This window comes from Emticicia sp. TH156, from assembly GCF_002855535.1.
GTDB classification, from domain to species: Bacteria; Bacteroidota; Bacteroidia; order Cytophagales; family Spirosomataceae; genus Emticicia; species Emticicia fluvialis.
In genome coordinates, this window is the sequence record NZ_PKRS01000007.1 from 33,346 (window position 1) to 54,896 (window position 21,551).

Sequence of the window (21,551 nt, forward strand, 5' to 3'; positions counted from 1 at the left end):
AGTTTTATATAATTAATATAAAAAGTATAATATGGTAATGAAAGACAAATTACGTGGCTGATTGAATGCTGGCGTGCAGGTTAATCAGAACCAAAAGCAGGTTGCATCAACCCGAATGTAGTACAATTGTTTTTTAGTTAGGGCTTTTTATATCCTGACTTTTTCGCTATCATAAAAAGTCTTAATTTCGCTGCATGAATGAAAAACAAAATCCCTGGACAATCCTCGACACCGAGGTAAAATATGATAATAACTGGATTCAGGTGGTACATCAGAATGTGCTAAACCCTAACGGTGGTAAAGGCATTTACGGAACAGTACACTTTAAAAATATTGCTATCGGAATTGTACCGGTAGATAGCGAAGGAAATACCTGGCTGGTTGGCCAGTACCGTTTCCCGCTTGAAGAATATTCATGGGAAATACCGGAAGGTGGAAGCCCGGAAGGAGAAGATATGCTGGAGTCGGCCAAACGTGAACTTCTGGAAGAGACAGGTCTGGTGGCCGAACAGTGGACCATGATATCAAAACTACATACCTCTAACTCTGTTTGCAAAGAAGTGGCTTATATTTATCTGGCCGAAGGGCTGACACAGGGAAACAGCCAGCCTGAAGAAACCGAGCAACTGCAAATCAGAAAAATTCCGTTACGTCAGGCTTACGAAATGGTTATGAAAGATGAAATAACTGATTCAATCAGCGTGGCAGGTATCCTAAAAACCATGTTGCTGAAGTTTCCGCAGCAATTATAAACCTAACAAATTAACACCAATATGCTTGAAGCGATTTCTTTAGGCTTTGCAACAGGAGTAGTATTAAGTTTCGGTTTTGGCAGTGTTTTCTTTGCACTTATTCAGACAAGCCTTGATTACGGCTACATGGCCGGCGTTAAAATATCTCTGGGAGTAATATTTGGCGATATCATCATGATAACTATTGCCTATCTGGGTACTTCTTTTTTGCCAGACATACCCCATTTTGCCACTATTTCAAGGGTTTTTGGGTCGCTGTTGCTGGTTGGGCTGGGCATTGCGCAGTTCAGAAACACAAAACCACCTGCCGGTGTTCAGGATTTTAAACTGGCAAGGTTCTTTTATTTTTTTGGGAAGGGCTTTTTGCTAAACGTAATCAATCCGGTCAACTTTATATCTTGGATGGTAGTTTCGGCAACGCTAAAAGGCTATAAGTATGATATTTATGACGAAACTGCCTTTTTTACAACCTGTGTAGTGATGATATTCGTTATGGAGTCGGCCTTTGCTATTTTTGCCGATAAAATCAAAAACAAAATGAATAATAATACCATTCAGCGTATCAAATATTTTTCGGGTGTTATTTTCATAGGTATCGGAATGAAGCTCATTTACGATATTTTCTGAGTTATCCGGGGATATGCCCTATCCCCGGATACACCTCTCCTATTTTTTTATACCTTTATCATTGCTTTCTTTCTGCTGCATGGCCATCATTTGTTTCATGGTGCGTTCCATTCCATCAACCGAGCCATCAAGGAAAATTACATTGCCTTTACCTTGTTCGGCAAAATGTTTCAGCGACTCCGTCCAAAGCGAAAACAGAATCAACGAAGAGTCAAGGTTTGCTTTTTCCATTTCTTTGGCGGCCACAGCCATACCTTTGGCCACCTCTTCCCTAAACTGCGCCAACCCCTGGCCTCTTAAACGGCTTGCCTCTCTTTCTGCCTCAGCCTGAATCCTGATGTAGTTGCCTTCTGCCTCTGCCGCTTTGGTTTTGGTAATTAACAAAGCCTGGCCTTCGTTTTCGGCAGCGGCCTTTGAGTTATTAGATGCCACCACTTTAGCCATAGAGCGCACAATTTCATCGTCAAATGTAATATCGTTTATCTGCAGGTCAATCAGATGATACCCCCAGCCAAGCAGAATGTGGTCGAGGTTTTCTTTTACGTCAGATACAATCTCGGTTCTCAGGCTCAGAATCTCCGCCTGTTTTTTTGTAGCTACAAAACTGCGTATAGAGCCTTCAATTGAACGTACCAGCGCTTGCATAAAGTTGGCCTGGTCAATAAACTTAAAAGCAACATTTTTAATTGATTCTTCCTGCTGGTCGGTTACTGTATACAAAAGCATGGCTTTAAAGTAAACATTGGCCTGGTCATTAGTAATGGCCTGAAACTGCAACTCAACCGAGCGGTTCTGAATAGAAATGGTACGAAAAACGTATTCAATAAACGGAATCTTAAAGTTAAGACCCGGTGTCATGATGCGCTGATACTTACCAAAAACAGTAATAACAGCCACATTGCCCTGTTGTACAATTACTACCGAAAGGTACAGCACAACTACAAGCAAAACGACAAAAATGATGAAACCCATGATTTAAAATGTTTAGTTAAGAATGTTGTCTCAAAGGTATAATACTTACACAAACCAAAAAATATTTGTTGATAAATGGTAATTTAAGCCTTTTTTTATGTGCATCAGGTACACAGATTTTTAAAGTAAATTTTCTGTATGATGAAACAAAAAAATTGAATAAGCGGAAAAATCACTCGACTTAAACCATTTAGAGGCAATATCAGGGTTTATACACAAATTTTTCGACCTTATTACTGACTGGTTTTACGGTTTTCAAGTATTCATAAATTGCTGCAAGATCCTGGGTTTTCATGCCTGCGTACATGGTCCAGGGCATTAAGGTATTAAACGCTCCTTTACCAATTTTTGGCGCTTTATAGCCTGAGTCGGCATAGGCCTTGAATCGGGCAATAAATGCTTCTTTGGTATAATTGCCCAGCCCGGTTTGTTTGTCGGGTGTCAGGTTAGAAGACGTTACCACACTGCCATCACCCAGATTAAACGACCAGCCCCCGGCAAAATCCATCCCCTCTAATTTTTTTCCTTTGTCGTCGGGTTTTGTATGACACTCAAAACATCCGGCACTAAAAGCCAGATATTTACCGTATTCTACCACATGTGTGGTGTCCGGAATTTTCTTGTGCTCAGGCACAGCCGGAATCGTATGGAGAATAAAATTCATCGGGAAATCGGCCTTTGGTTCGGGTGTAGTGCTTTCTATCGGCTTTAAGGTTCTTAAAAAAGCGATAATAGAATAAACATCTTCTTTGTCCATTTGGCCATAGTAAACATAAGGCATAACCGGAAAAATCGGGCTTCCATCTTTTTTTACACCAGAGGTAATGGCACGGTAAATTTCACCGTCTGTCCAGTCTTTCAGATTAAATGGTGTAATATTTCTGGCATAAAATGTTCCGGGGAAACCAAATCGATGGTCAAATACATCGCCGCCTTTGCCGTCTGTACCAGGGGTTAATGGCCCGGAAAACAAGCTGAAGTCACGCGAGCTATGGCAATCCATACAAACTGTTACATTATAGGCAAGGTATTTGCCGCGTTCTATTCTTTGAGGGGTGGCTTCAACTTTCAGATCCTGTGGAGCCTCAATGTCTGGCAGTGCCAGTTTTACATAAGCAAGAAGAGCGCCAACTACTATGGCAGCAAAAAGCACAAAGTAGCCAACAAAACGGAGTGTTTTTTTCATAATTTAAAGTGAGGATAACCGTGAATAGTATGTAAGGATAAAACAGTTTCGCAAGCTAGGAAATGTTTTTTACTACTACAATACTGGTTATCAACAATTTATCTTATGGTAAAAGATTTTATACACCCAAAGACAGTTATAAAACCAGCCACTTTTGGCTGCTTATTTCCCTTATCGGTTTATTTCATCAAAATCACCCAGGCCTTCTCTGATAACCTCAAAGTCGTCATCAATGGCCAGCACAACGGTTGATGCTTCAATACCACACCAGCCACCATCAATAATAATATCGGCCTTTTCTTTGTTCTGGTCGTAAATTACCTCTATTTCATTGGGATACTCAATGATGTCGTCAATATCATCTTTTACTGAGGTAGTAATGATTGGATTACCCAGCATTTCAATTATTTTCTGCGGAATTTCATGGTCAGGCACCCTGACTCCTATGGTTTTACGCTTGGTTTGCATTATTTTAGGCAAATCGCCGGTGGCTGGCAGAATAAACGTAAACGGCCCGGGGAAAGCCCTCTTCATTAATCTGAACGCCGTGTTAGAAACCCGCGCATACGTGGCAATGTTGCTCAGGTCATGGCAAACTATAGAAAAATTATTCTGCTGTGGCTTAATTCCTTTTATCTTACAGAGGCGTTCAACGGCACGCGTATTAAAAATATCACAGCCCATTGCGTAAACGGTATCTGTCGGGTATATCACAATGGCACCTTCTTTAAGGGCATCTACTACCTGACGTATTTTACGCATATCCGGGTTATCAGGAAATATTTCAATGATTTCAGCAGGCATAATCTTAATTTATTGTGGTCAGGTTTGCGTACTTGGGTATAAAACAAAAAGGTTCGAAGTAAAGTTTTCCTCGAACCTTTTTACAAATATGATTGATATCATTTACTTTTTTTCCTGCCTTTGCCTGGCTTTGTTTCTTCGGTTTTAGGCGCATTCATTTCAAAGTAATCGACAGTTAAACCAGCCAGCGATTTGATGCCCAGCGTAAAGCCTGATTCGTCAATATAAAAATCTGGGGTGTGGTGTGGCGCCGGGTTGGTTTGTCCTTTGGGCATACCACCCAGAAAAAAGAAAAGGCCTGGTACTTTTTGCTGAAAGAAACTGAAATCTTCTGCGCCGGTTTGTACAGCCTGCACAACTACGTTTTCCTTACCTGCAATTCCTTCAAGGGTACCAATCATTTTTTCAGTAAGCACAGGGTCATTATAAGTAACCGGATACCCCGTATCAATTTTTACCTCAGCTACGGCTCCGGCACTGGTTGCAATGTGGGTTGCAATTTCATTGATTCTTTTATGAACCAATTGGCGCTGGTCTGGTGCAAAGGTGCGGATGGTACCTATCATCTCCAGCGATTCCGGAATGATATTCTGGCGGATACCTCCATGAATAGCCCCAACTGTAACAATGGCCGGGTTTTCGGTAATATTTACATTACGGCTTACAATGGTTTGCAGCCCCAGCACAATCTGCGATGCCGTTACAATAGGGTCTATACCCAGCCAGGGGTTTGCACCATGAGTTTGCTTGCCTTTTATTTTTATACCCAGCTGGTCTACCGCCGCCATAGTTGCTCCGGGGCGGTACCCGATTTTCCCGACTTCTGTTACCGAGCTGATATGCAGACCAAAAATGGCATCAACCTTCGGGTTTTCCATAACCCCTTCCATAACCATCAATTCTGCCCCCGATTTTCCGTTCTTTAGCAATTTAGGGTCATAAACACCTTCTTCAGCCGGTTGAAAAATAAATTTTACAGTACCGGAAAGCTCACTTTTGATTGACGACAGAATCTCTGCCACACCCATCAGAATAGCCACGTGCGAATCATGCCCACAGGCATGCATAACCCCGGTTTTCTGACCGTTATACTCGGTCATTACTTTAGATTTAAACGGCACATCTACTCTTTCTGTAACAGGCAGGCCATCCATATCGGCACGCAAGGCAACAACCGGACCAGGTTTACCACCTTTCAGAATGCCAACAACACCTGTAACACCTACTTTTTCCTGTACTTCAATACCCAGTGAACGCAGATGACCGGCCACAATTTTTGATGTTCTGTATTCAAGGTTACCAAGCTCAGGGTTTTCATGAAAATCTCTTCGCCAGCTTACCACTTTCTTTTCAATGGCATCGGCACCAGCGCTTATTTTGGGTTTCAGTGAAGATTGCCCAACCGCCACACTGCAAGTAGCCGTAAGGAGTGTAATCAGTAGATTTCGCATTGATGAAATATAGTTTAGGTACTTGTTTATAGATTTCTGTTACAGTTTAGTTGCATTTGAAAACAATTACTAATCAAAGGTTTATAAAACGTCGGGAATGAAGGTTTTTTTAGCTTTTAGAAATTTACTGGCAATTGTTACTGAATGGCATGGTATGCCTCAATCATTCTGTCGGTAGAGAGAATATCAGCCCCTTTATTTACAAATTCTTTATAGAGGTTATCACCTTTGGCAGCAGCCATTTTATCAAGGTTACCTAAGGTACCCAGAATGGTAACAATACCTTTCTGGTGCAGAAAATCGTTAAATTCTTTGTTGGGTTCCCGGGTTCCTATAAAAGCTATCATATTTTTATCTGGAATACCCGCCTCATGATGTCTTTCGTATTCCTTCATGTCGCGGATAGTTACCGAAATCATCAGGTTTGGGTCAAGTTTATAAACTTTTCTGGCCTGATTAACATCATACGTAATAATAACGCAATAGTTTTCGGCATGTAGCTGCTTCACCATAGCTATTACTTTTTCATAAGGCGTATTTCTTTTCACATCAAGCGTAAATATCACCTTATTTTTACCCCATTTGAGTACCTGCTCTAATGTCGGAATTTTAAAGCTGGTCAGCTTGCCTGTATTGTCTTTCAGGTTCAGGTCTTTCATATCGGCCCAGTTCTGATTGATAATTTTGCCTTTTCCGGTGGTGGTTCTGTCAAGCGAATTATCGTGCATCATCATCAGCACGCTATCTTTCGTAATTTCAATATCACATTCAATGATATTAGGAATTTTACCTGCCAGATAAGCGAAAGACTCCAGGCAGTTTTCAGGATACCCCGGGATATCCCCCCCACCCCTATGCGATGAAACCATCGGTTTGAATCCGGGTTTATACTTCAAATACTCAACCAACCCCTGCTTCGGAACAGGAATAAATGTTTTTTGCGGAACACTCCTGCAACTAAAAACAAAAAGTATAATGGACAGATATAGGTATCTCATAAGTAATTTTAGCTTTGAAAAAACGCAAGTCCTTCCTGATTGGTCTCTTTCTGGTAAATATTAAGAATTTCTTTGGCTGTTAATAGACCTTTAACCCCATATACCATCAGGCAAACGGTTCCGCCATTGCCGCCACCGGTTATTTTGGCTCCATATACACCAGACTTTGCTCCTTTGGCATGGGCAATTTCAACCAGTATGTCGGTGTGTTCATCACCAAGGCCACACTTATTGTAACTCTCATGCGACTGATACATCAATTCGCCCATCAGCGGCAGCAGGTCTACATAATTATGGTTATTAAGTACTTTGGTCATTTCTGTAAAAAGCCTTACCCTTAAGTTTTCATAAATCGGGTGTTCGGTGCTTGCCTTAATATTATAGTAGGTATCTGCCTTTACGTGTGCCAGAGGATCAGTAACCACCACGAAGTCGTTCATGAATTCTTTGCCATACATAGAGTTAAGCAAACGAGAAAAATTAGTTTCGTATTGCGAAGGCGAAATATTGCTGAGAAAACCCGAATAAGGCAAAAGGTTGCTTTCTGCCACTTTCAGGTCTTGCTTTGATACCCCCAGATTTTGTGCAATAATTGAGTAACCCATTGATGCGGCCGTGCGTACATCGCCATAAGATGCCGCACCCACTTTGTGACGTATCCCGCTGTCAATACCCACAAAATACAAATTATCGGGTATTTTTATGCTCGGGTAAACTTTATCTGGCTGGCATAAAATAGGTAGCAGATAATTGGGCTTGCCCAGGTAAGAGGTAAGCTGGTCCATCAGGCCGCAAGGAGCGCCTACTACCAGGTTTTCTGCCTTTTGTGCCAGAAGCGGCAGTTCGGTTCCAGAAAAATCAATCGAATACAATTCTCCGAGAGCTTTAAACATAGCTACCTCAATAGCTGCTGAAGAAGACACCCCCTTACCAAACGGAACTTCAGATTGTATCAGAATATCCAGACCGCCCAGCCGGGCATTTTTTTCTTTCAATATAACCAGGTAGCAGCCAACCAGATAAGATGCCCAGTCGCCGCCTTCTATTTCAAATAAATACTTGTGGGCTTCTTCGTAGTCTCTTGGCAGTTCTTCGAGGTCAATAAAAACTTCGTTGTTTTCTGTCAGGTCAAGACTTTTAATATGAAGCTGATTATAATTTCTGTGACCAATAGTAACAGTGGCTTTTTCTTTTATTGGCATCTGTAATACCATTGAGCCGGAGTAATCGGCTACACCCCCCATAATATCAAGGCGGCCGGTAGAAGTGGCCCTGACCAGACTCTGAGCCGAGCCGAAAAAATTACGTAAATCAGTAGAACTGTTAGAACTTATTTCCATAGTTAATCATAATAAAGATGCCATGGCCACATCTTTCCGAAAAATTTAGCGTTATTTATAAATTCTCAATAACAATAGCACTTGCACCACCCCCACCGTTGCAGATAGCAGCAAGACCATATTTGCCATTTTTTTGCTGCAGTACGTTTATAAGAGTAGCAATAATTCTGGCCCCTGAACAACCAAGAGGATGCCCCAACGAAACTGCACCTCCAAAGATATTCAATTTATCGTAGCTAATGCCAAGTTCGCGGCAAAATACGATAGGAACTACAGAAAATGCTTCGTTAACTTCAAAAAAGTCAATATCGCCTACGCTTAGTCCGGCTCTATTCAAGGCTTTCTGAGCTGCATAAACCGGCGAAGTGGTAAACCATTCCGGTTCCTGCTCTGCATCTGCATAGGCAATTATTCTGGCTACCGGCTTTAGACCATCACGCTCAACCGTTTCAGCCGAGCATAAAACCAATGCCGCCGCTCCATCATTAATGGTTGAAGCATTGGCCGCTGTAACGGTGCCATCTTTGGTAAAAACTGGCTTTAGGGTTGGTATTTTATCAAAGTTTACGTTCTTAAACTCTTCATCTTCTGCCACTACTTTCACGTTACCTTTTCTGTCGGTTACTTCAACAGGCACAACTTCATTGTTAAAAACTCCGCTTTGCCAGGCAGCTGCCGCTCGCTTGTACGACTCTATCGCAAAGTTGTCTTGTTCTTCACGGCTTATGTTATATCTGGCAGCGGTGGCATCACCAAAACAGCCCATAGCCAAAGGCTGATAGGCATCTGTAAGGCCATCTTTAGCAAGGCCGTCTATTAAAACACCGTTTCCGTAACCATATCCATAACGTGCTTTTTCAAGATAGAACGGAATCATCGACATGTTTTCCATTCCCCCTGCCACTACTATACTGTTTTCGTTCAATTCAATCGACTGGCTGCCTAAAATAACCGATTTCATACCTGAGGCACACACTTTATTAATAGTTGTGGTATTGGTTTTGGCCGATAACCCACCATATAAAGCAGCCTGACGCGCAGGTGCCTGCCCTACATTTGCCTGGCACACATTACCAAAAAACAGTTCATCAACATCGTCAGCAGAAACTCCGGCCTTTTCAATGGATTTTTTAACAGCAATTGCTCCTAATTTCGGAGCCGGAATTGATGAAAGCGCACCACCGAAACTTCCGATTGGCGTGCGCACGGCAGATAAGATATAGGCCTTTTTCATAGGTATTTATTAAAAAATAAAACTGTTGCAGCGTTGTATCTGCAACAGTTAAACAAATTTTATGACAAAAAATTTCACCAGCTTTTTTTCTTATAGCCGGCAATTGCATAGTACAAAATAAAAATATAACAAACTGCCATAATCCAGAATCCTCTCTGCGGATTGGCCTCGCCACCTATGGCCGTATATGCCAACGGAATAATTCCACCACCGGGTCCGATACCCATAATCAACAAGGCAGAACCAATTTTTGTAAATTTGCCCAATCCTTTAATGGCCAGCGGAAAAATAGACGGCCACATTAAAGCATTAGATAAACCCATAAAAGCAATACAAAAAACAGACACGTAGCCTTCAGTAAAAATGGCGGCAACCGTAAGGCCTATACCAAGAATAGCCGAGTATTTAAGGGCATTCTCTTGCTTTATATATTTTGGTATAGCCACTATGCCTATCAGATAACCCACAAGCATGGCCCCTAATGTATAAGACGTAAAGTTTTTGGCTTCGTCAAGGCTGATGCCTATGTTTTTACCGTACTGGCCGATACCGTCGCCGGCAATTACTTCTGCACCAACATAAAAGATAATGGCCATAACACCCAGTATCAGATTCGGAAAAGCAAAAACTGAGTCTTTTTTCTGAGCGCCTGCAGTTTGTTCTTCTTCTTCTTTTACCTCAGGTAATTTAGAAAACCAGAACAAGACAGCAACCAGAACAAGCACAACTGCCAGCGCCAAATACGGCGTGTTAATTCTTTGCACCAATTCGTTCAGAAGCGCTTCTTTTTCAGTTGCACTTTCAGAAACCTCCAGCTTATGTTCAATGTCGCCTATTCCTTTTAGTACAATGGCACCCAAAATAATTGGTGCCAGAATACCCGCCAGTTTGTTAGCCATACCCATAATGCTGATTCTTTTGGCAGCGCTTTCAATTGGCCCTAATATACTCACATAAGGGTTTACAGCGGTTTGCAAAAGTGCCAGACCTGTGCCCTGCATAAACAAACCGGCAAGGAAGAGTTCAAATTTACGTGAATTGGCGGCAGGAATAAAAACCAGCGAACCAACAGCAACAATTATTAGCCCTATTACCATGCCATTTTTAAAACCTACCTTATTTAGTATTATAGAAGATGGTATAGATAAAAAGAAATAAGACATATAAAAAGCCGTAGTAACCAAAAATGCCTGTGTGTCTGTTTTTAGCTCACATGCAATTTTAAGAAAAGGTATGAGGGTGCCGTTGGTCCAGGTAATGTAACCAAAGGTAAAAAACAAAACACCAATCATTACTAATGGCATCAGGTAGCTTTTATTGTTTTGCTCCATAATAATAGGGTTAAAATCAGTTTGCTGATAAGTAAAATATTTGTTTAGGTAATTGATTACTCTTAATACTCGTCGTTAAGGCCAAACGTGCGTTTGCGCGTACGCCATTTACCGCGGGTAAAATCAGGAATTTCAACCGGAGAGCTGCCTCTGGCAATAGATAGTTCAGATAGCGGGCTGATGGCACTCCAGGCGGCGGCATCGTAAACGTCAATTGGCGGAGCCACTTTCTTTTTAATAGATTCAATAAATGCGCGTATTACAAAAAAGTCCATTCCGCCATGTCCGGCATTGGCCGCATCCTGTTCAAAGCGCTTCCATAACGGATGGTCATATTCTTTCTGATAATCAGCAAATGGCTCCCAGGTATCATGCTTTTTAGACACCCCATCCAGATAAATCTGGTTGCCGTCATTCATCCAAATACCTTTTGTTCCCTGCGCCCTGAAACCCAGTGAATACGGGCGTGGACTGCTGGTGTCATGTATAATTACAATGTTTTCACCGTTAGCACATTGTATAGTGGTAGTTACAATATCGCCTAGTTTAAAGTTTACCTTTGCATTAGGGTGGTTGGGGCCGCCGTTCTCAACTATATAATTATGCAAACCGCGTGTTTTGGTAGCCATTGAGGTAAGGTATAAAAACTGGTTACCATAGTTAATGTCCATCCAGTGTGCTACAGGGCCAAGGCCATGCGTTGGGTAAAGATCTCCGTTTCTGTCAACTGAGTGCTGGGTTCTCCAACGGGCTTCGCTAAATCCTTTTTCTCCAAATTCAACACCTTTGCCATGCGCGGTTTTGCCATCGTTCAGTTTTACAAATCGCAAATCATGCTGATACCCGCAATGGCCATACAATAACTCGCCAAACATACCTTTACGAACCATGTTCAGCACAGCCATAATGTCACGTCGGTAACATACGTTTTCAAGAATCATACAGTGCGAGCCTGTTTTTTCGTAGGTATCAACCAGATCCCACGATTCCTGCAATGTAACCGTTGCCGACACCTCTACGCCTGCATATTTGCCTGCTTTCATGGCTGCAATGGCCATGGGTACGTGCCATTCCCACGGGGTGGCAATCACAATACCATCCAGGTCATCACGCTTTACCATGTTCTCAAAATCCCTTTCACCTTTTGAGTAGGCAACCGGCAAGCCTTTGTTAAATTTCTGAAATATTTTATTGGCCTCTGCAATTGAGTTTTTATCAATGTCGCAAATAGCCGGAACCTCCACATCGGGGCGATACATCACCTGCTGCAGGTGAGTGCGGCCCCTGAGGCCAACGCCAATAAAACCAAGTCTTACTTTTTTGTCTTCGGTGGGGTTCTTTTTTACAATAAATGGTATACTTGAGGAGGCAAGGGTTGTACCGATAAAGTCGCGTCTATTCATAGTTTATGTTAGGAGATTAGTTTTGCAAAAAAATAGACTAATTATTCAATTTCAAAAGTTTAGGTTATAAATATTATTTTTTGCGGCCTTTTACAGCCTTATTTTAATATTACCGCCGATTATTAATGTTGACTATTGGACACACCGGTCTAGTTAAAAAAAATGGCTGAAAGATATTCAGGAAGCGGCACATTAACCCGGCTAACCCCACTAATGATATTATAAAAATCATTACACCGGATAAAATCATCAAAAAAGAAATCTTTAAAACAGATGGGGCTTTACTCAGGGAAGTAACAGATGATTCTGATACGATTGACATAGCTGACTTACCGACCGGGCTTTATATCCTGAGAGTTTCAACGCCAAGGTCTATTGTATCTTACAAAGTAATCAGGCAGTAATAGTCTTAAAAACCACAAAAGGATTTAACAGATTATTCACGCATAAAAATAGCCTGAATACATTTTAATCCAGTATTTTAGCGGGTATAAACCGGAGGAATATCCATTCGGTTTATACCCTGTTTTTTGTCCGATAACCTGAAACTCATTCCATCTATGAAATCTCTACTGCGGCAGGCATTGGCCTTTGCTATATTATTGGTAAACTGTTTTACTGCCCCGGCACAGCAAACCAAAGAACTACGAACCCTGATTATATTTTTTGATGGCTTGCGGCCGGATTACATTACTCCTGAGGCCATGCCCAATTTATACGCTTTCAGTAAGAAAGCGGCTTATGGTAAACAACATCATAGCGTATTCCCAACTGTTACCAGAGTAAATGCCTCTTCGTTTGCAACAGGCGGCTATTCTAAAGCGCATGGTTTAATGGGTAATACGGTGTTTTTCCCTGCTGTGAATAAAACACAGGGCCTGAACACCGGTGATGCCGAAAATCTGGATAAAATTAATGATTCTGAAAACGGAAATTTGCTTACAGCTATATCTTTAGGAGAGATTCTGACCAAGGCAGGAAAAAGAATGATGGTTTTTAGCTCAGGTTCAACCGGTTCGGCTCTTTTACAAAATCATAAAATAGGTAATGGCGCGGTTATCTCAACAAGCATGATCAGACCAGAATCATTAAAAGCTAAAGTTTTGAGCGAAGTGGGCCCTATTCCGGCTAGTGTAAAACCAAAGCCCAATACTCAGCTTAATAAATGGATTGCCGATGCTGTTATGAGATATGCCATTACCCTGGATGGCCCCCTGGTAAGTTCTGTGTGGTTTACAGACCCCGACGGCACTGCCCATACTTTTGGCATTGGCTCAGACTATGCCATGGAATCAATCAAAGTGGTAGATGAGCAGTTCGGGCGTATTCTGGCTGATATTGAACAAAAAGGGCTAACGAATAATTTCAATATTCTGATTTCAGCTGACCACGGTTTTGCAACCTTCATCGGCAAAACCAATGTGGTTGATTTCCTGATTAAAGAAGGCCTGAAACAAAATAAAGATAGTGAAGACGTAATCGTAACTGAAGGTGCCATTTATGTGCAAGACAAAAGTAAAATCAAAACAATTGTTAATCGCCTGCAATCGCAGCAATGGGTTGGAGGTATTTATACCAAAGCAGCAAAAGCCGGTAACAAACAAGGCATTGTTGAAGGCACCTTATCTTTTGAGACCATTCATTGGAATCACCCAAGCCGCACTGCCGACATATTGGTTGACTACAACTGGAATGATGATAAGAATGACAAAGGCTATGCAGGCACAAGCTACGCCAAAGGCGTGGCCGGGCATGGCAGCATGAGCCCTTATGAAGTGCATATAGCGCTTCTGGCCTATGGCCCAGGTTTTAAAAAAGCGTATGAAAGCAGCCTGCCCACCTCAAATGTTGACCTGGCGCCTACTATATTACATTTGCATCAACTGCCTATTCCGGCATCTATGAACGGCCGCGTTTTTTATGAATTACTGAATAGTAAAAATGCGCCCAAACAGCCCGCCTTAAAAGTAGAAACCATAAAAACCAAAGCAGATTACGATGGTGGTTCTTATGAACTAACCTTGCAGCAAACAATTCTGGGTAAATATCGCTACCTTGATTTCTCTAAAGTAACGCGTACATCAAAATAATGCTGATTTAATCTTTTCAACCTTAAATAACACCATGAAAAAAAACTTGCTGGGCATTTTGTTAATTGGCTTGTCTGTAGGTCAGGCTGAGGCGCAAAATTCTTTTTACATCGGCAATAAAGCGCCTCTTGCGCCACTAAAATACATAGAGTTGCCCTTGGGTGCGGTAAAACCAAAAGGCTGGCTGCATAAGCAACTGACCATAATGCGAGACGGTACCACCGGGCATCTGGATGAATACTACCCCAAACTGATGAAAGATAACGGCTGGCTGGGCGGTAAGGGTGATGCCTGGGAAGAAACCCCCTATTGGCTGGATGGCGCCGTACCCCTGGCTTTTTTGCTTGATGATGCAAAGCTGAAAACCAAAGTACAACAATACATTGATTGGGTAATAACTAACCAGCGACCAAATGGATACATTGGCGGTATCACCAAAGCTGAAAGAGCCGGTAAACCCATGACCGATTGTAGCCAGGGAGAAGACTGGTGGCCTAAAATGGTGATGATAAAGGTATTGCAGCAATATTATACGGCTACAAACGACAAGCGGGTGATAAACTGCTTGAGCAGGTACTTTAAATATCAATATAATAGCCTTAAAAGCTGTCCGCTTGCAAAATGGACTGAATGGGCAGAGGCGCGCGGTGGAGACAACCTGATGTCGGTCTATTGGTTGTATAACCTGACTGGCGAGAAATTTCTGTTAGAGCTTGGCGATACCATTTACAAGCAAACTACCCCCTGGTCAGACCTGCTGGGTAAGCGTAACTGGGTAATGCAGGCTGCTGCCAACCAGACCGACGAAAAATGGATGACCAGGCACGCAGTTAACGTGGGCATGGGCATTAAGCTGCCAGCTATTTATTATCAGGCTACAAAGAATCCTGATTTACTTAAAAGTCTGAAAACCGGCTGGACAGACATCATGACGCTGCACGGCTTGCCACATGGTATGTACTCGGGCGATGAAGATTTACATGGCAACGACCCCACCCAGGGCATTGAACTTTGCTCTATTGTTGAAACCATGTTTTCAATGGAACAATTGATTTCAGTAACCGGCGACCCACAGTACATGGATGCCCTTGAACGTATGACCTACAACGCCTTGCCTACCCAAACTACCGACGACTTTAACTCGCGCCAATACTTTCAGATAGCCAATCAGGTACAGGTAAGCCGTGGGGTTTTTGATTTCTCCTTGCCTTTCTGGCGTGGTATGTGTAATGTATTTGGTCCTTATGCCGGCTACACCTGTTGCACAGCCAATATGCACCAGGGTTGGACAAAATTTACGTCACATCTTTGGTATGCCACCCCAGACAAAGGGCTGGCAGCCTTGCTTTTTGCTCCTAACACCATAACAGCCAAAGTAGGCGACGGCACACCAATAAGCATAGCTGAAGAAACCGGTTATCCGTTTGAAGACCAGATCAATTTTACAATCAGTACAACCAAAGCGGTTGATTTTCCATTAGAGATTCGCATTCCTGTTTGGTGCATAGAAGCCGAATTGATACTCAATGGTGAAAAACTGAAGACCGAACAAGGTGGAAAAATAGCAAGAATTAAACGTGTATGGAAAAACGGAGACAAACTTACCCTGCAATTACCAATGGAAGTTAAAACATCCAGTTGGGCAAAAAACTCAAAAGCCATTGAACGGGGTCCGCTGGTTTATGCTCTTAAAATTGAAGAGAGTTGGTCGCAGAAAGAAATAAAAGAAGAAGGTACTTATTATGAAATTCAGCCCGGAAGCGACTGGAATTATGGTTTGCCCCGGTCTCTGATTCAAAAACCTTTAGAAAATACAACCGTTGTAATAAAGCCGCTAACAGATGCGTTTGTCTGGAACAGCGCCAATGCCCCAGTTGAAATAAAAGCAAAAGGTAAAAAGATACCAGCATGGCAATTAGTAGAAGGCGTTGCCAGGCAACCTGTTACCCCGCGCGACGGCATTTATCTGGGTGAAGTAGATAAAAACGAAGAAACCATTACGCTTATTCCTTATGGTTGTAGTAAGTTAAGGATTGTGGCTTTCCCGGTTGTTAAATAAGGCATTAACTGACAGATTCATCACCTTTACAGACCTGAAAAGTTTGTAAAGGTGATTTTTTTTAATTCCAGACGCAACGAAAACACACTTTCTATCGTAAAGCATTTTAATTTAAATATTTTTTAATAAAATTGTATTTGTAAAAGTTTCTTTCACTTTCAAGCGGAGAACTTTTACTGATTAATTGTATTGAGATGAATAAAACTTCTAACCTGCCTGGAAAGAACCTATAGCCAACTTACTGAAAATGCGAAGAATTAATTCTATTGACTTCACGCGGGGTCTTGTAATGATTGTTATGGCATTAGACCATACCCGAGACCTGCTTCACATAGGGACAGACCCTACCGACTTATCTGTTACTACTCCTCTTTTATTTTTAACCCGCTGGATAACCCATCTTTGCGCGCCAACCTTTGTGTTTTTATCTGGCGTGTCTGCTTATTTGTCATTTCAAAACACTGAATTGAAAGAAAATCAGAAGTTTCTTGTTAGCAGAGGCCTTTGGCTGGTGTTGCTTGAATTTACGATAGTCGGGTTAGGTATATGGTTTGACCTGAAGTTCAGAACCCTTTTCTTTCAGGTTATCGGCGCAATTGGCATTGGCTTTATTCTTCTGGCACCCCTGATTCGGTTAAGTTCAAAAACCATACTGATTATTGGTTTGGCCATTATCTTCCTGCATAACCTATTAGGGCTATTGCCATTTAACCAGCCACCCTATTCTTACCTGGCACCTTTATTTACGTTTTCTGTTTTTCAGTTGTCAGATACCCACGTATTTGCAATCAGTTATCCTCCAATACCGTGGTTTGGTATAATGCTGCTGGGTTATGGCTTTGGTGGAACCGTTTTCAGTTTATCGCCCCGTAAACGGAAAACCCTGCTGTACAAGTTGGGCTGGCTATCGCTGCTTTTGTTTGTTGTGTTAAGATACATTAATATATATGGAGACCCTATACCCTGGAAAATTGACCGTGACCCGGTTTTAGTGATTATGTCGTTCCTCAATGTAACCAAATATCCGCCTTCTCTTTTATATACTTTAGTAACACTGGGTATTTGTTTCATTATCTTATCAGTGAGTGCCAATAAACATGGCAAATTCATTAAGGTTGTGTCAACCTATGGTAAAGTGCCACTGTTTTATTACTTAATCCACTGGTACATTATTCATACAGCAATGTTTGTGATGCTGTTTTTTCAGGGTTTTGAGTTAAAAGACCTTGTTTTCGGGTCGTTTCAGTTTGGAAGACCCAAAGCCCCTTCAGGTCTTGAAATCTGGTACATATACCCTATCTGGCTTGGTATTGTTGCGTTGCTGTATCCGATGTGCAAGTGGTATGCCAGTTACAAGGCAGCACATAAAGACAACAAATGGTTAAGATATCTCTGATTTTTTAATACAGGCCCGGTTTTCGGGCCTTTTTTAATTCAATACCCTGATACCGTAGCTTTCATAACGCTTCATTAGTTCTGCATCTGCCTCTTTATCGGTTATCAGATACTGTGCCATAGTTAATGGTGCAAACGGCAGGTACTTATCTTTTTCTAATTTGGTAGAATCGCACAAAAGAAAAGTTTCACGGCTGTATCTGGCCAGGGTGGTTGATATTTCTGCTTCTTTCTCGCTTGAAGCGCTCAGCCCCGTGGCTATAGAAATACCGTCTACACCTATAAATGCCTTATCGGCGCGGTATCTTGCAAAATGCCCGGTTACAATAGTTCCGTGGCTTGCCTGTCGTTCCATGTCAATTTCACCACCCGCAAAATTCAGACTTACTGCCGAATTGAGCAGTGCATTTACAACAGGTATAGAATTAGTAACAACCTTTATATTCATGTTTCTGATAAACGGACATAACCTGTAAACCGTACTGCCGCAGTCAAGAAACACCACGTCTCCTTCTTGTATGAATGAAGCTGCTATCTGGCATATATGGTCTTTCTGTTCACTTCTCGTAGCCGATTTATTAATAAAGCTTACCGGGTCTTTGGCCAGACTAATTTTCATAGCCCCACCGTGTGTACGGTAGATTAACCCTTTTTCGGCAAGTGCGGCCAAATCACGTCGAACGGTTATTTCTGAGGTATTCAAAAGAACAGCCAGCTCTTTTACATCAGCAGAGCCAGATTCTTCTACTTTTTCTAAAATAATATGTTTTCGTTCTTGAAAATTCATACTTAATTTTTACATTTGTTCAAAAATAATCAAAATAAATCAAAAACAATCAGAATGAATCCGAAAGTTAGAAATCTGAGTACCGAGGTCTTGTCAGATAACTGGTATATTCTTCGCAAAGTAACATTTGAATGGCAAAAGAAAAACGGAGAATGGCAAAAACAAAGCCGCGAAGCCTACGACAGAGGTAATGGCGCAACAATTTTGCTTTATAACAACACCAGCAAAACGGTGATACTTACGCGGCAGTTCAGGATACCTACCTATGTAAACGGAAACGAGAGCGGTATGCTAATTGAAGCATGTGCAGGCTTATTAGACAAAGATAATCCGGAAGATTGCATTAAACGCGAAACAGAAGAAGAAACAGGATACCACATTAACCAGGTACATAAAGTATTTGAGGCCTATATGTCGCCGGGTTCTGTAACCGAAATCCTTTACTTTTTTGTAGCCGAATACACCAAAGACCAGAAAGTAACCGAAGGTGGCGGGGTAACCGATGAAGAAGACATTGACGTACTGGAACTAGACTTTAGCAAGGCAATGAAAATGGCGCAGAACGGTGAAATTAAGGACGGCAAAACTATTATGCTTCTGCAATATGCGCAAATCAATCAGTTAATAAAGTATAATTGATAATCGCTAAAACTCAATTTTGTTTATTTCGAGGTTATTCATGCACTTAAAGTGGCCTTCAGGGCATTTATTATACCCTATTTTTGAGCAGGGTCTGCATGGCAGGCCCTTGTTTTCAATAATACTGAATTGTGTCTGATACGGATACATACCAAATTCAGGTACTGTATTGCCCCAGATAGAAACTATTCTTTTCTTTAAGGCCGATGCTATATGCATCAGGCCGGTATCATGGCTTATTACGTATTCAGCCTGTTGAAGTATGGAGGCCGACTGGTTGAGATTATATTTACCGCAGGCGTTATAAACCTTGCTACCCAGTGCATTGGCTATTATGTCGCCGTTGGGTTCATCTTCCTTACCACCCAGCAGCACAATTTTTTTATCAATTGTACTGCACAATTCAATAATTTTTTCGGTAGGTAGTTTTTTTGTAAAATGCTGCCCGCCAATGGCATAGGCCACAAATGAAGGTGCATCACCAATAGCCTGAGATAGATTTACTGTGTGCTGCTCAGGTATAAAGTAATCAAGCCCTTTGTTGTCGTTTATTACACCCAGGTTTTCAACGGTTTTCAGGTTTCGGTCTACAATATGCAAATCCGGCATACGGTTGATTTTTAGATTAACCAGCAGCCATTTTTCAAAATTCAGCTTATTATAGCTAAACGAAGGTTTCCCTAACCGAAACTTGATAACCGATGTGCGCAGGTTATTATGCAGGTCTATCACATAATGATAATTCTCTGCTTTCAGGGTTTTTACAAAATTATTCAGCGGGCCATCAAGCAGAAAATACTTATCTATATAAGGATTATTCTCAACCAGCACCTTAAATTGGTTTTTGGTAGCAAAATGTACCTCAGCATTAGGGTATTGCAGTTTCAGGCACCGCACAACGGGGGTGGTTAGTATAATGTCTCCGATGGAAGAAAACCTTAAGATTAAAAACTTAGTTTTCACTCTTTATAATTTAAATCAATGTATTGGCCGTTTACCTTTTTGTATTTCCAGCGTTTGTGAGACCACATCCAGGGCGATGGGTCCATCTTTATGTCCCGCTCCAGCTTTTGCGCGTGTGCTGCAATAATATCACCTTTGGGCAATGTATTGGGGGCATCGCTGATCATATCAAAAACAGCCTTGTATTGGCCTCTGCCTACTCTTTTTATACAGCCATAAACCACAGGAATGTTGAATCGACGTGCAAATATTTCTGTACCAATAAAAAATGAAGTTTCCTGATTCAGAAACATCGTCCAGAATGCTCTGTCTGGCGGTGCAGACTGGTCATTAGCAAGCAGCAGAAGAAACGGGTCTTTTTCTGCTTTTGTGATTTTTTTTGATGCTTCTTCCATCGAAATCATTTCAACCCCGTATTTCGACCTGAAATCAAGAAACATCCGGTCAAAATAAGTGTTGTGCTGTACTCGGTAAACCGTTTTTATTTTAAACGGAAGCAGAAATGGCAACACCTGGTTTACCCACTCATGGTTGCCGTAATGACCCGTTGACACGATGCAATTTTGCCCGTTTTTGTAAAGTTCCAATACTACTTCCGGGTTTTCAATACTTACTCTTTTCAGCAGTGCCTCTTTTGATATGGTAAGGCACTTGAACATCTCCAGAAAAAAATCAACAATATACTTATAGAAGTCTTTTTCAATTGCCCGCAATTCAGCTTCACTTTTTTCAGGAAAACTGTTTCTCAGGTTTGTTCTTACTACTTTTTTCCGGTAACCAATTACATAATAGATTATCAGGTAGCAAAAATCAGAAAGCAGATACAACAGCGGAAAAGGTAAAACTGAAATAAAGTATAGAAAAGGTAACGAAATATAATAACCAACTGCCTGCATTAGTTCTGATTAAAATTTGACAAAAAATTCCTGTATTCTTCAATTGTGTCGAGGTCAAATTTACCTTGCGGAAAATCTATGGTAGCGGTTTTATCCTGATGCGCCATTATCACTTTTTTGGCTCCGGTGTCTCCTTTCAGCTCAAGTAAATCGTTAAATATATTTCTTTTAAAAAGAACAGGTATCCCCAGCTGCCCATCATAACGGCAAGCCACTATGTCTGGGGTTTCGTTTGTGGTGCTCATGTTTTCCTGTGCTTTCTTAATTAGGTGTTCTATCAGCTCAACAGATACATAAGGCATATCTACTGTAAGAAAAATAACGGCTTCCAGGTCTTTAAATGTCATGTAGGCACCAACCAGCCCCATCTTTAACGAACTGGCCATGCCATCCTGCCAGTTTGGGTTATCAATCAGGGTAACAGGCATACGCTCCAGTTCTTTGCGCACCAACGCTTTATTAGCCCCCAGCACTACCACAATCGGATAACAGGGTGTATCCATGGCCATTTCTGCCACACGCTTTAGAAGCGATTGCCCCTCTACATGCAACAGTTGTTTGGGGGCGCCCATGCGGGTAGAACCCCCTGCTGCTAAAATAACTATACTTACGTTCATTTAAACT

General features: G+C 41.6%; 20 protein-coding genes. 7 read left to right on the forward strand and 13 right to left on the reverse strand.

Annotated elements, in window-relative coordinates:
- The first annotated feature begins 194 nt into the window (after window positions 1-194).
- Together C0V77_RS13805 and C0V77_RS13810 are read left to right on the forward strand one after the other, a co-directional pair.
- Window positions 195-752 (forward strand): NUDIX hydrolase, encoded by a 558-nt coding sequence (locus tag C0V77_RS13805; protein ID WP_101726929.1) that lies wholly within the window; start codon window positions 195-197, stop codon window positions 750-752.
- A 21-nt stretch (window positions 753-773) separates the two neighbouring features.
- Window positions 774-1,379 carry a LysE family translocator gene (locus tag C0V77_RS13810; protein ID WP_101726930.1) on the forward strand — a complete coding sequence of 202 codons (606 nt, stop codon included), beginning with the start codon at window positions 774-776 and terminating at the stop codon, window positions 1,377-1,379.
- A 39-nt stretch (window positions 1,380-1,418) separates the two neighbouring features.
- On the opposite strand, the gene C0V77_RS13815 is transcribed toward C0V77_RS13810, so the two are convergent.
- The 9 genes from C0V77_RS13815 to C0V77_RS13855 all read right to left on the reverse strand — a co-directional run bounded on the left by C0V77_RS13815 (window position 1,419) and on the right by C0V77_RS13855 (window position 12,098).
- The gene (locus tag C0V77_RS13815) at window positions 1,419-2,351 is read right to left on the reverse strand and encodes an SPFH domain-containing protein (protein ID WP_101726931.1); all 933 of its coding nucleotides are present in this window, start codon (window positions 2,349-2,351) and stop codon (window positions 1,419-1,421) included.
- 202 nt (window positions 2,352-2,553) lie between these two features.
- A complete protein-coding gene (locus tag C0V77_RS13820; RefSeq protein ID WP_101726932.1) occupies window positions 2,554-3,537 on the reverse strand; it encodes a c-type cytochrome in 984 nt (327 codons plus the stop codon).
- A 171-nt stretch (window positions 3,538-3,708) separates the two neighbouring features.
- Window positions 3,709-4,341: an L-threonylcarbamoyladenylate synthase gene (locus C0V77_RS13825; protein WP_101726933.1), complete on the reverse strand. Its 633-nt coding sequence runs from the start codon at window positions 4,339-4,341 to the stop codon at window positions 3,709-3,711.
- Window positions 4,342-4,439: 98 nt separating this feature from the next.
- Entirely contained in the window at window positions 4,440-5,792 is a 1,353-nt protein-coding gene (locus C0V77_RS13830) for an amidohydrolase (protein ID WP_101726934.1), read from the reverse strand.
- A 137-nt stretch (window positions 5,793-5,929) separates the two neighbouring features.
- On the reverse strand, window positions 5,930-6,790 hold the full coding sequence (locus tag C0V77_RS13835) for a glycerophosphodiester phosphodiesterase family protein (protein ID WP_101726935.1): 861 nt from the start codon (window positions 6,788-6,790) through the stop codon (window positions 5,930-5,932).
- An 8-nt stretch (window positions 6,791-6,798) separates the two neighbouring features.
- Window positions 6,799-8,130 (reverse strand): GHMP kinase, encoded by a 1,332-nt coding sequence (locus C0V77_RS13840; protein ID WP_101726936.1) that lies wholly within the window; start codon window positions 8,128-8,130, stop codon window positions 6,799-6,801.
- Between the two features lie 55 nt (window positions 8,131-8,185).
- On the reverse strand, window positions 8,186-9,364 hold the full coding sequence (locus C0V77_RS13845) for a thiolase family protein (RefSeq protein ID WP_101726937.1): 1,179 nt from the start codon (window positions 9,362-9,364) through the stop codon (window positions 8,186-8,188).
- A 74-nt stretch (window positions 9,365-9,438) separates the two neighbouring features.
- Entirely contained in the window at window positions 9,439-10,695 is a 1,257-nt protein-coding gene (locus C0V77_RS13850) for a sugar MFS transporter (RefSeq protein ID WP_101726938.1), read from the reverse strand.
- A gap of 62 nt (window positions 10,696-10,757) precedes the next feature.
- Window positions 10,758-12,098, reverse strand: a complete 1,341-nt coding sequence (locus C0V77_RS13855; RefSeq protein ID WP_101726939.1) for a Gfo/Idh/MocA family protein — start codon at window positions 12,096-12,098, stop codon at window positions 10,758-10,760.
- Window positions 12,099-12,289: 191 nt separating this feature from the next.
- On the opposite strand from C0V77_RS13855, the gene C0V77_RS23600 reads away from it, so the two are divergent.
- From C0V77_RS23600 to C0V77_RS13875, 4 genes are all read left to right on the forward strand, one after another.
- On the forward strand, window positions 12,290-12,502 hold the full coding sequence (locus tag C0V77_RS23600) for a T9SS type A sorting domain-containing protein (RefSeq protein WP_409012797.1): 213 nt from the start codon (window positions 12,290-12,292) through the stop codon (window positions 12,500-12,502).
- A 156-nt stretch (window positions 12,503-12,658) separates the two neighbouring features.
- The gene (locus tag C0V77_RS13865; RefSeq protein WP_101726940.1) at window positions 12,659-14,188 is read left to right on the forward strand and encodes an alkaline phosphatase family protein; all 1,530 of its coding nucleotides are present in this window, start codon (window positions 12,659-12,661) and stop codon (window positions 14,186-14,188) included.
- Window positions 14,189-14,222: 34 nt separating this feature from the next.
- Window positions 14,223-16,247 (forward strand): beta-L-arabinofuranosidase domain-containing protein, encoded by a 2,025-nt coding sequence (locus C0V77_RS13870; protein WP_101726941.1) that lies wholly within the window; start codon window positions 14,223-14,225, stop codon window positions 16,245-16,247.
- Window positions 16,248-16,494: 247 nt separating this feature from the next.
- Window positions 16,495-17,643, forward strand: a complete 1,149-nt coding sequence (locus tag C0V77_RS13875; protein WP_101726942.1) for a DUF1624 domain-containing protein — start codon at window positions 16,495-16,497, stop codon at window positions 17,641-17,643.
- Between the two features lie 33 nt (window positions 17,644-17,676).
- Here C0V77_RS13875 and C0V77_RS13880 read toward each other — a convergent pair whose 3' ends face one another.
- Window positions 17,677-18,429: a DeoR/GlpR family DNA-binding transcription regulator gene (locus tag C0V77_RS13880; RefSeq protein ID WP_101726943.1), complete on the reverse strand. Its 753-nt coding sequence runs from the start codon at window positions 18,427-18,429 to the stop codon at window positions 17,677-17,679.
- A 54-nt stretch (window positions 18,430-18,483) separates the two neighbouring features.
- Here C0V77_RS13880 and nudK point away from each other — a divergent pair, with 54 nt between their 5' ends.
- Window positions 18,484-19,068: a GDP-mannose pyrophosphatase NudK gene (gene nudK / locus C0V77_RS13885; RefSeq protein WP_101726944.1), complete on the forward strand. Its 585-nt coding sequence runs from the start codon at window positions 18,484-18,486 to the stop codon at window positions 19,066-19,068.
- A 6-nt stretch (window positions 19,069-19,074) separates the two neighbouring features.
- On the opposite strand, the gene C0V77_RS13890 is transcribed toward nudK, so the two are convergent.
- Genes C0V77_RS13890 through C0V77_RS13900 form a run of 3 tightly spaced genes read right to left on the reverse strand, consistent with a single transcriptional unit; the run spans window position 19,075 to window position 21,544 of the window.
- Complete coding sequence (locus C0V77_RS13890; protein WP_101726945.1) at window positions 19,075-20,031, reverse strand: glycosyltransferase family 9 protein; 957 nt, start codon at window positions 20,029-20,031, stop codon at window positions 19,075-19,077.
- Window positions 20,028-20,927 carry a lysophospholipid acyltransferase family protein gene (locus C0V77_RS13895; RefSeq protein WP_101726946.1) on the reverse strand — a complete coding sequence of 300 codons (900 nt, stop codon included), beginning with the start codon at window positions 20,925-20,927 and terminating at the stop codon, window positions 20,028-20,030. The genes C0V77_RS13890 and C0V77_RS13895 overlap by 4 nt, the downstream gene beginning before the upstream one ends.
- Window positions 20,927-21,544 carry an NTP transferase domain-containing protein gene (locus C0V77_RS13900; protein WP_101726947.1) on the reverse strand — a complete coding sequence of 206 codons (618 nt, stop codon included), beginning with the start codon at window positions 21,542-21,544 and terminating at the stop codon, window positions 20,927-20,929. Before C0V77_RS13900 ends, C0V77_RS13895 begins: the two co-directional genes overlap by 1 nt.
- Window positions 21,545-21,551 lie beyond the last annotated feature (7 nt).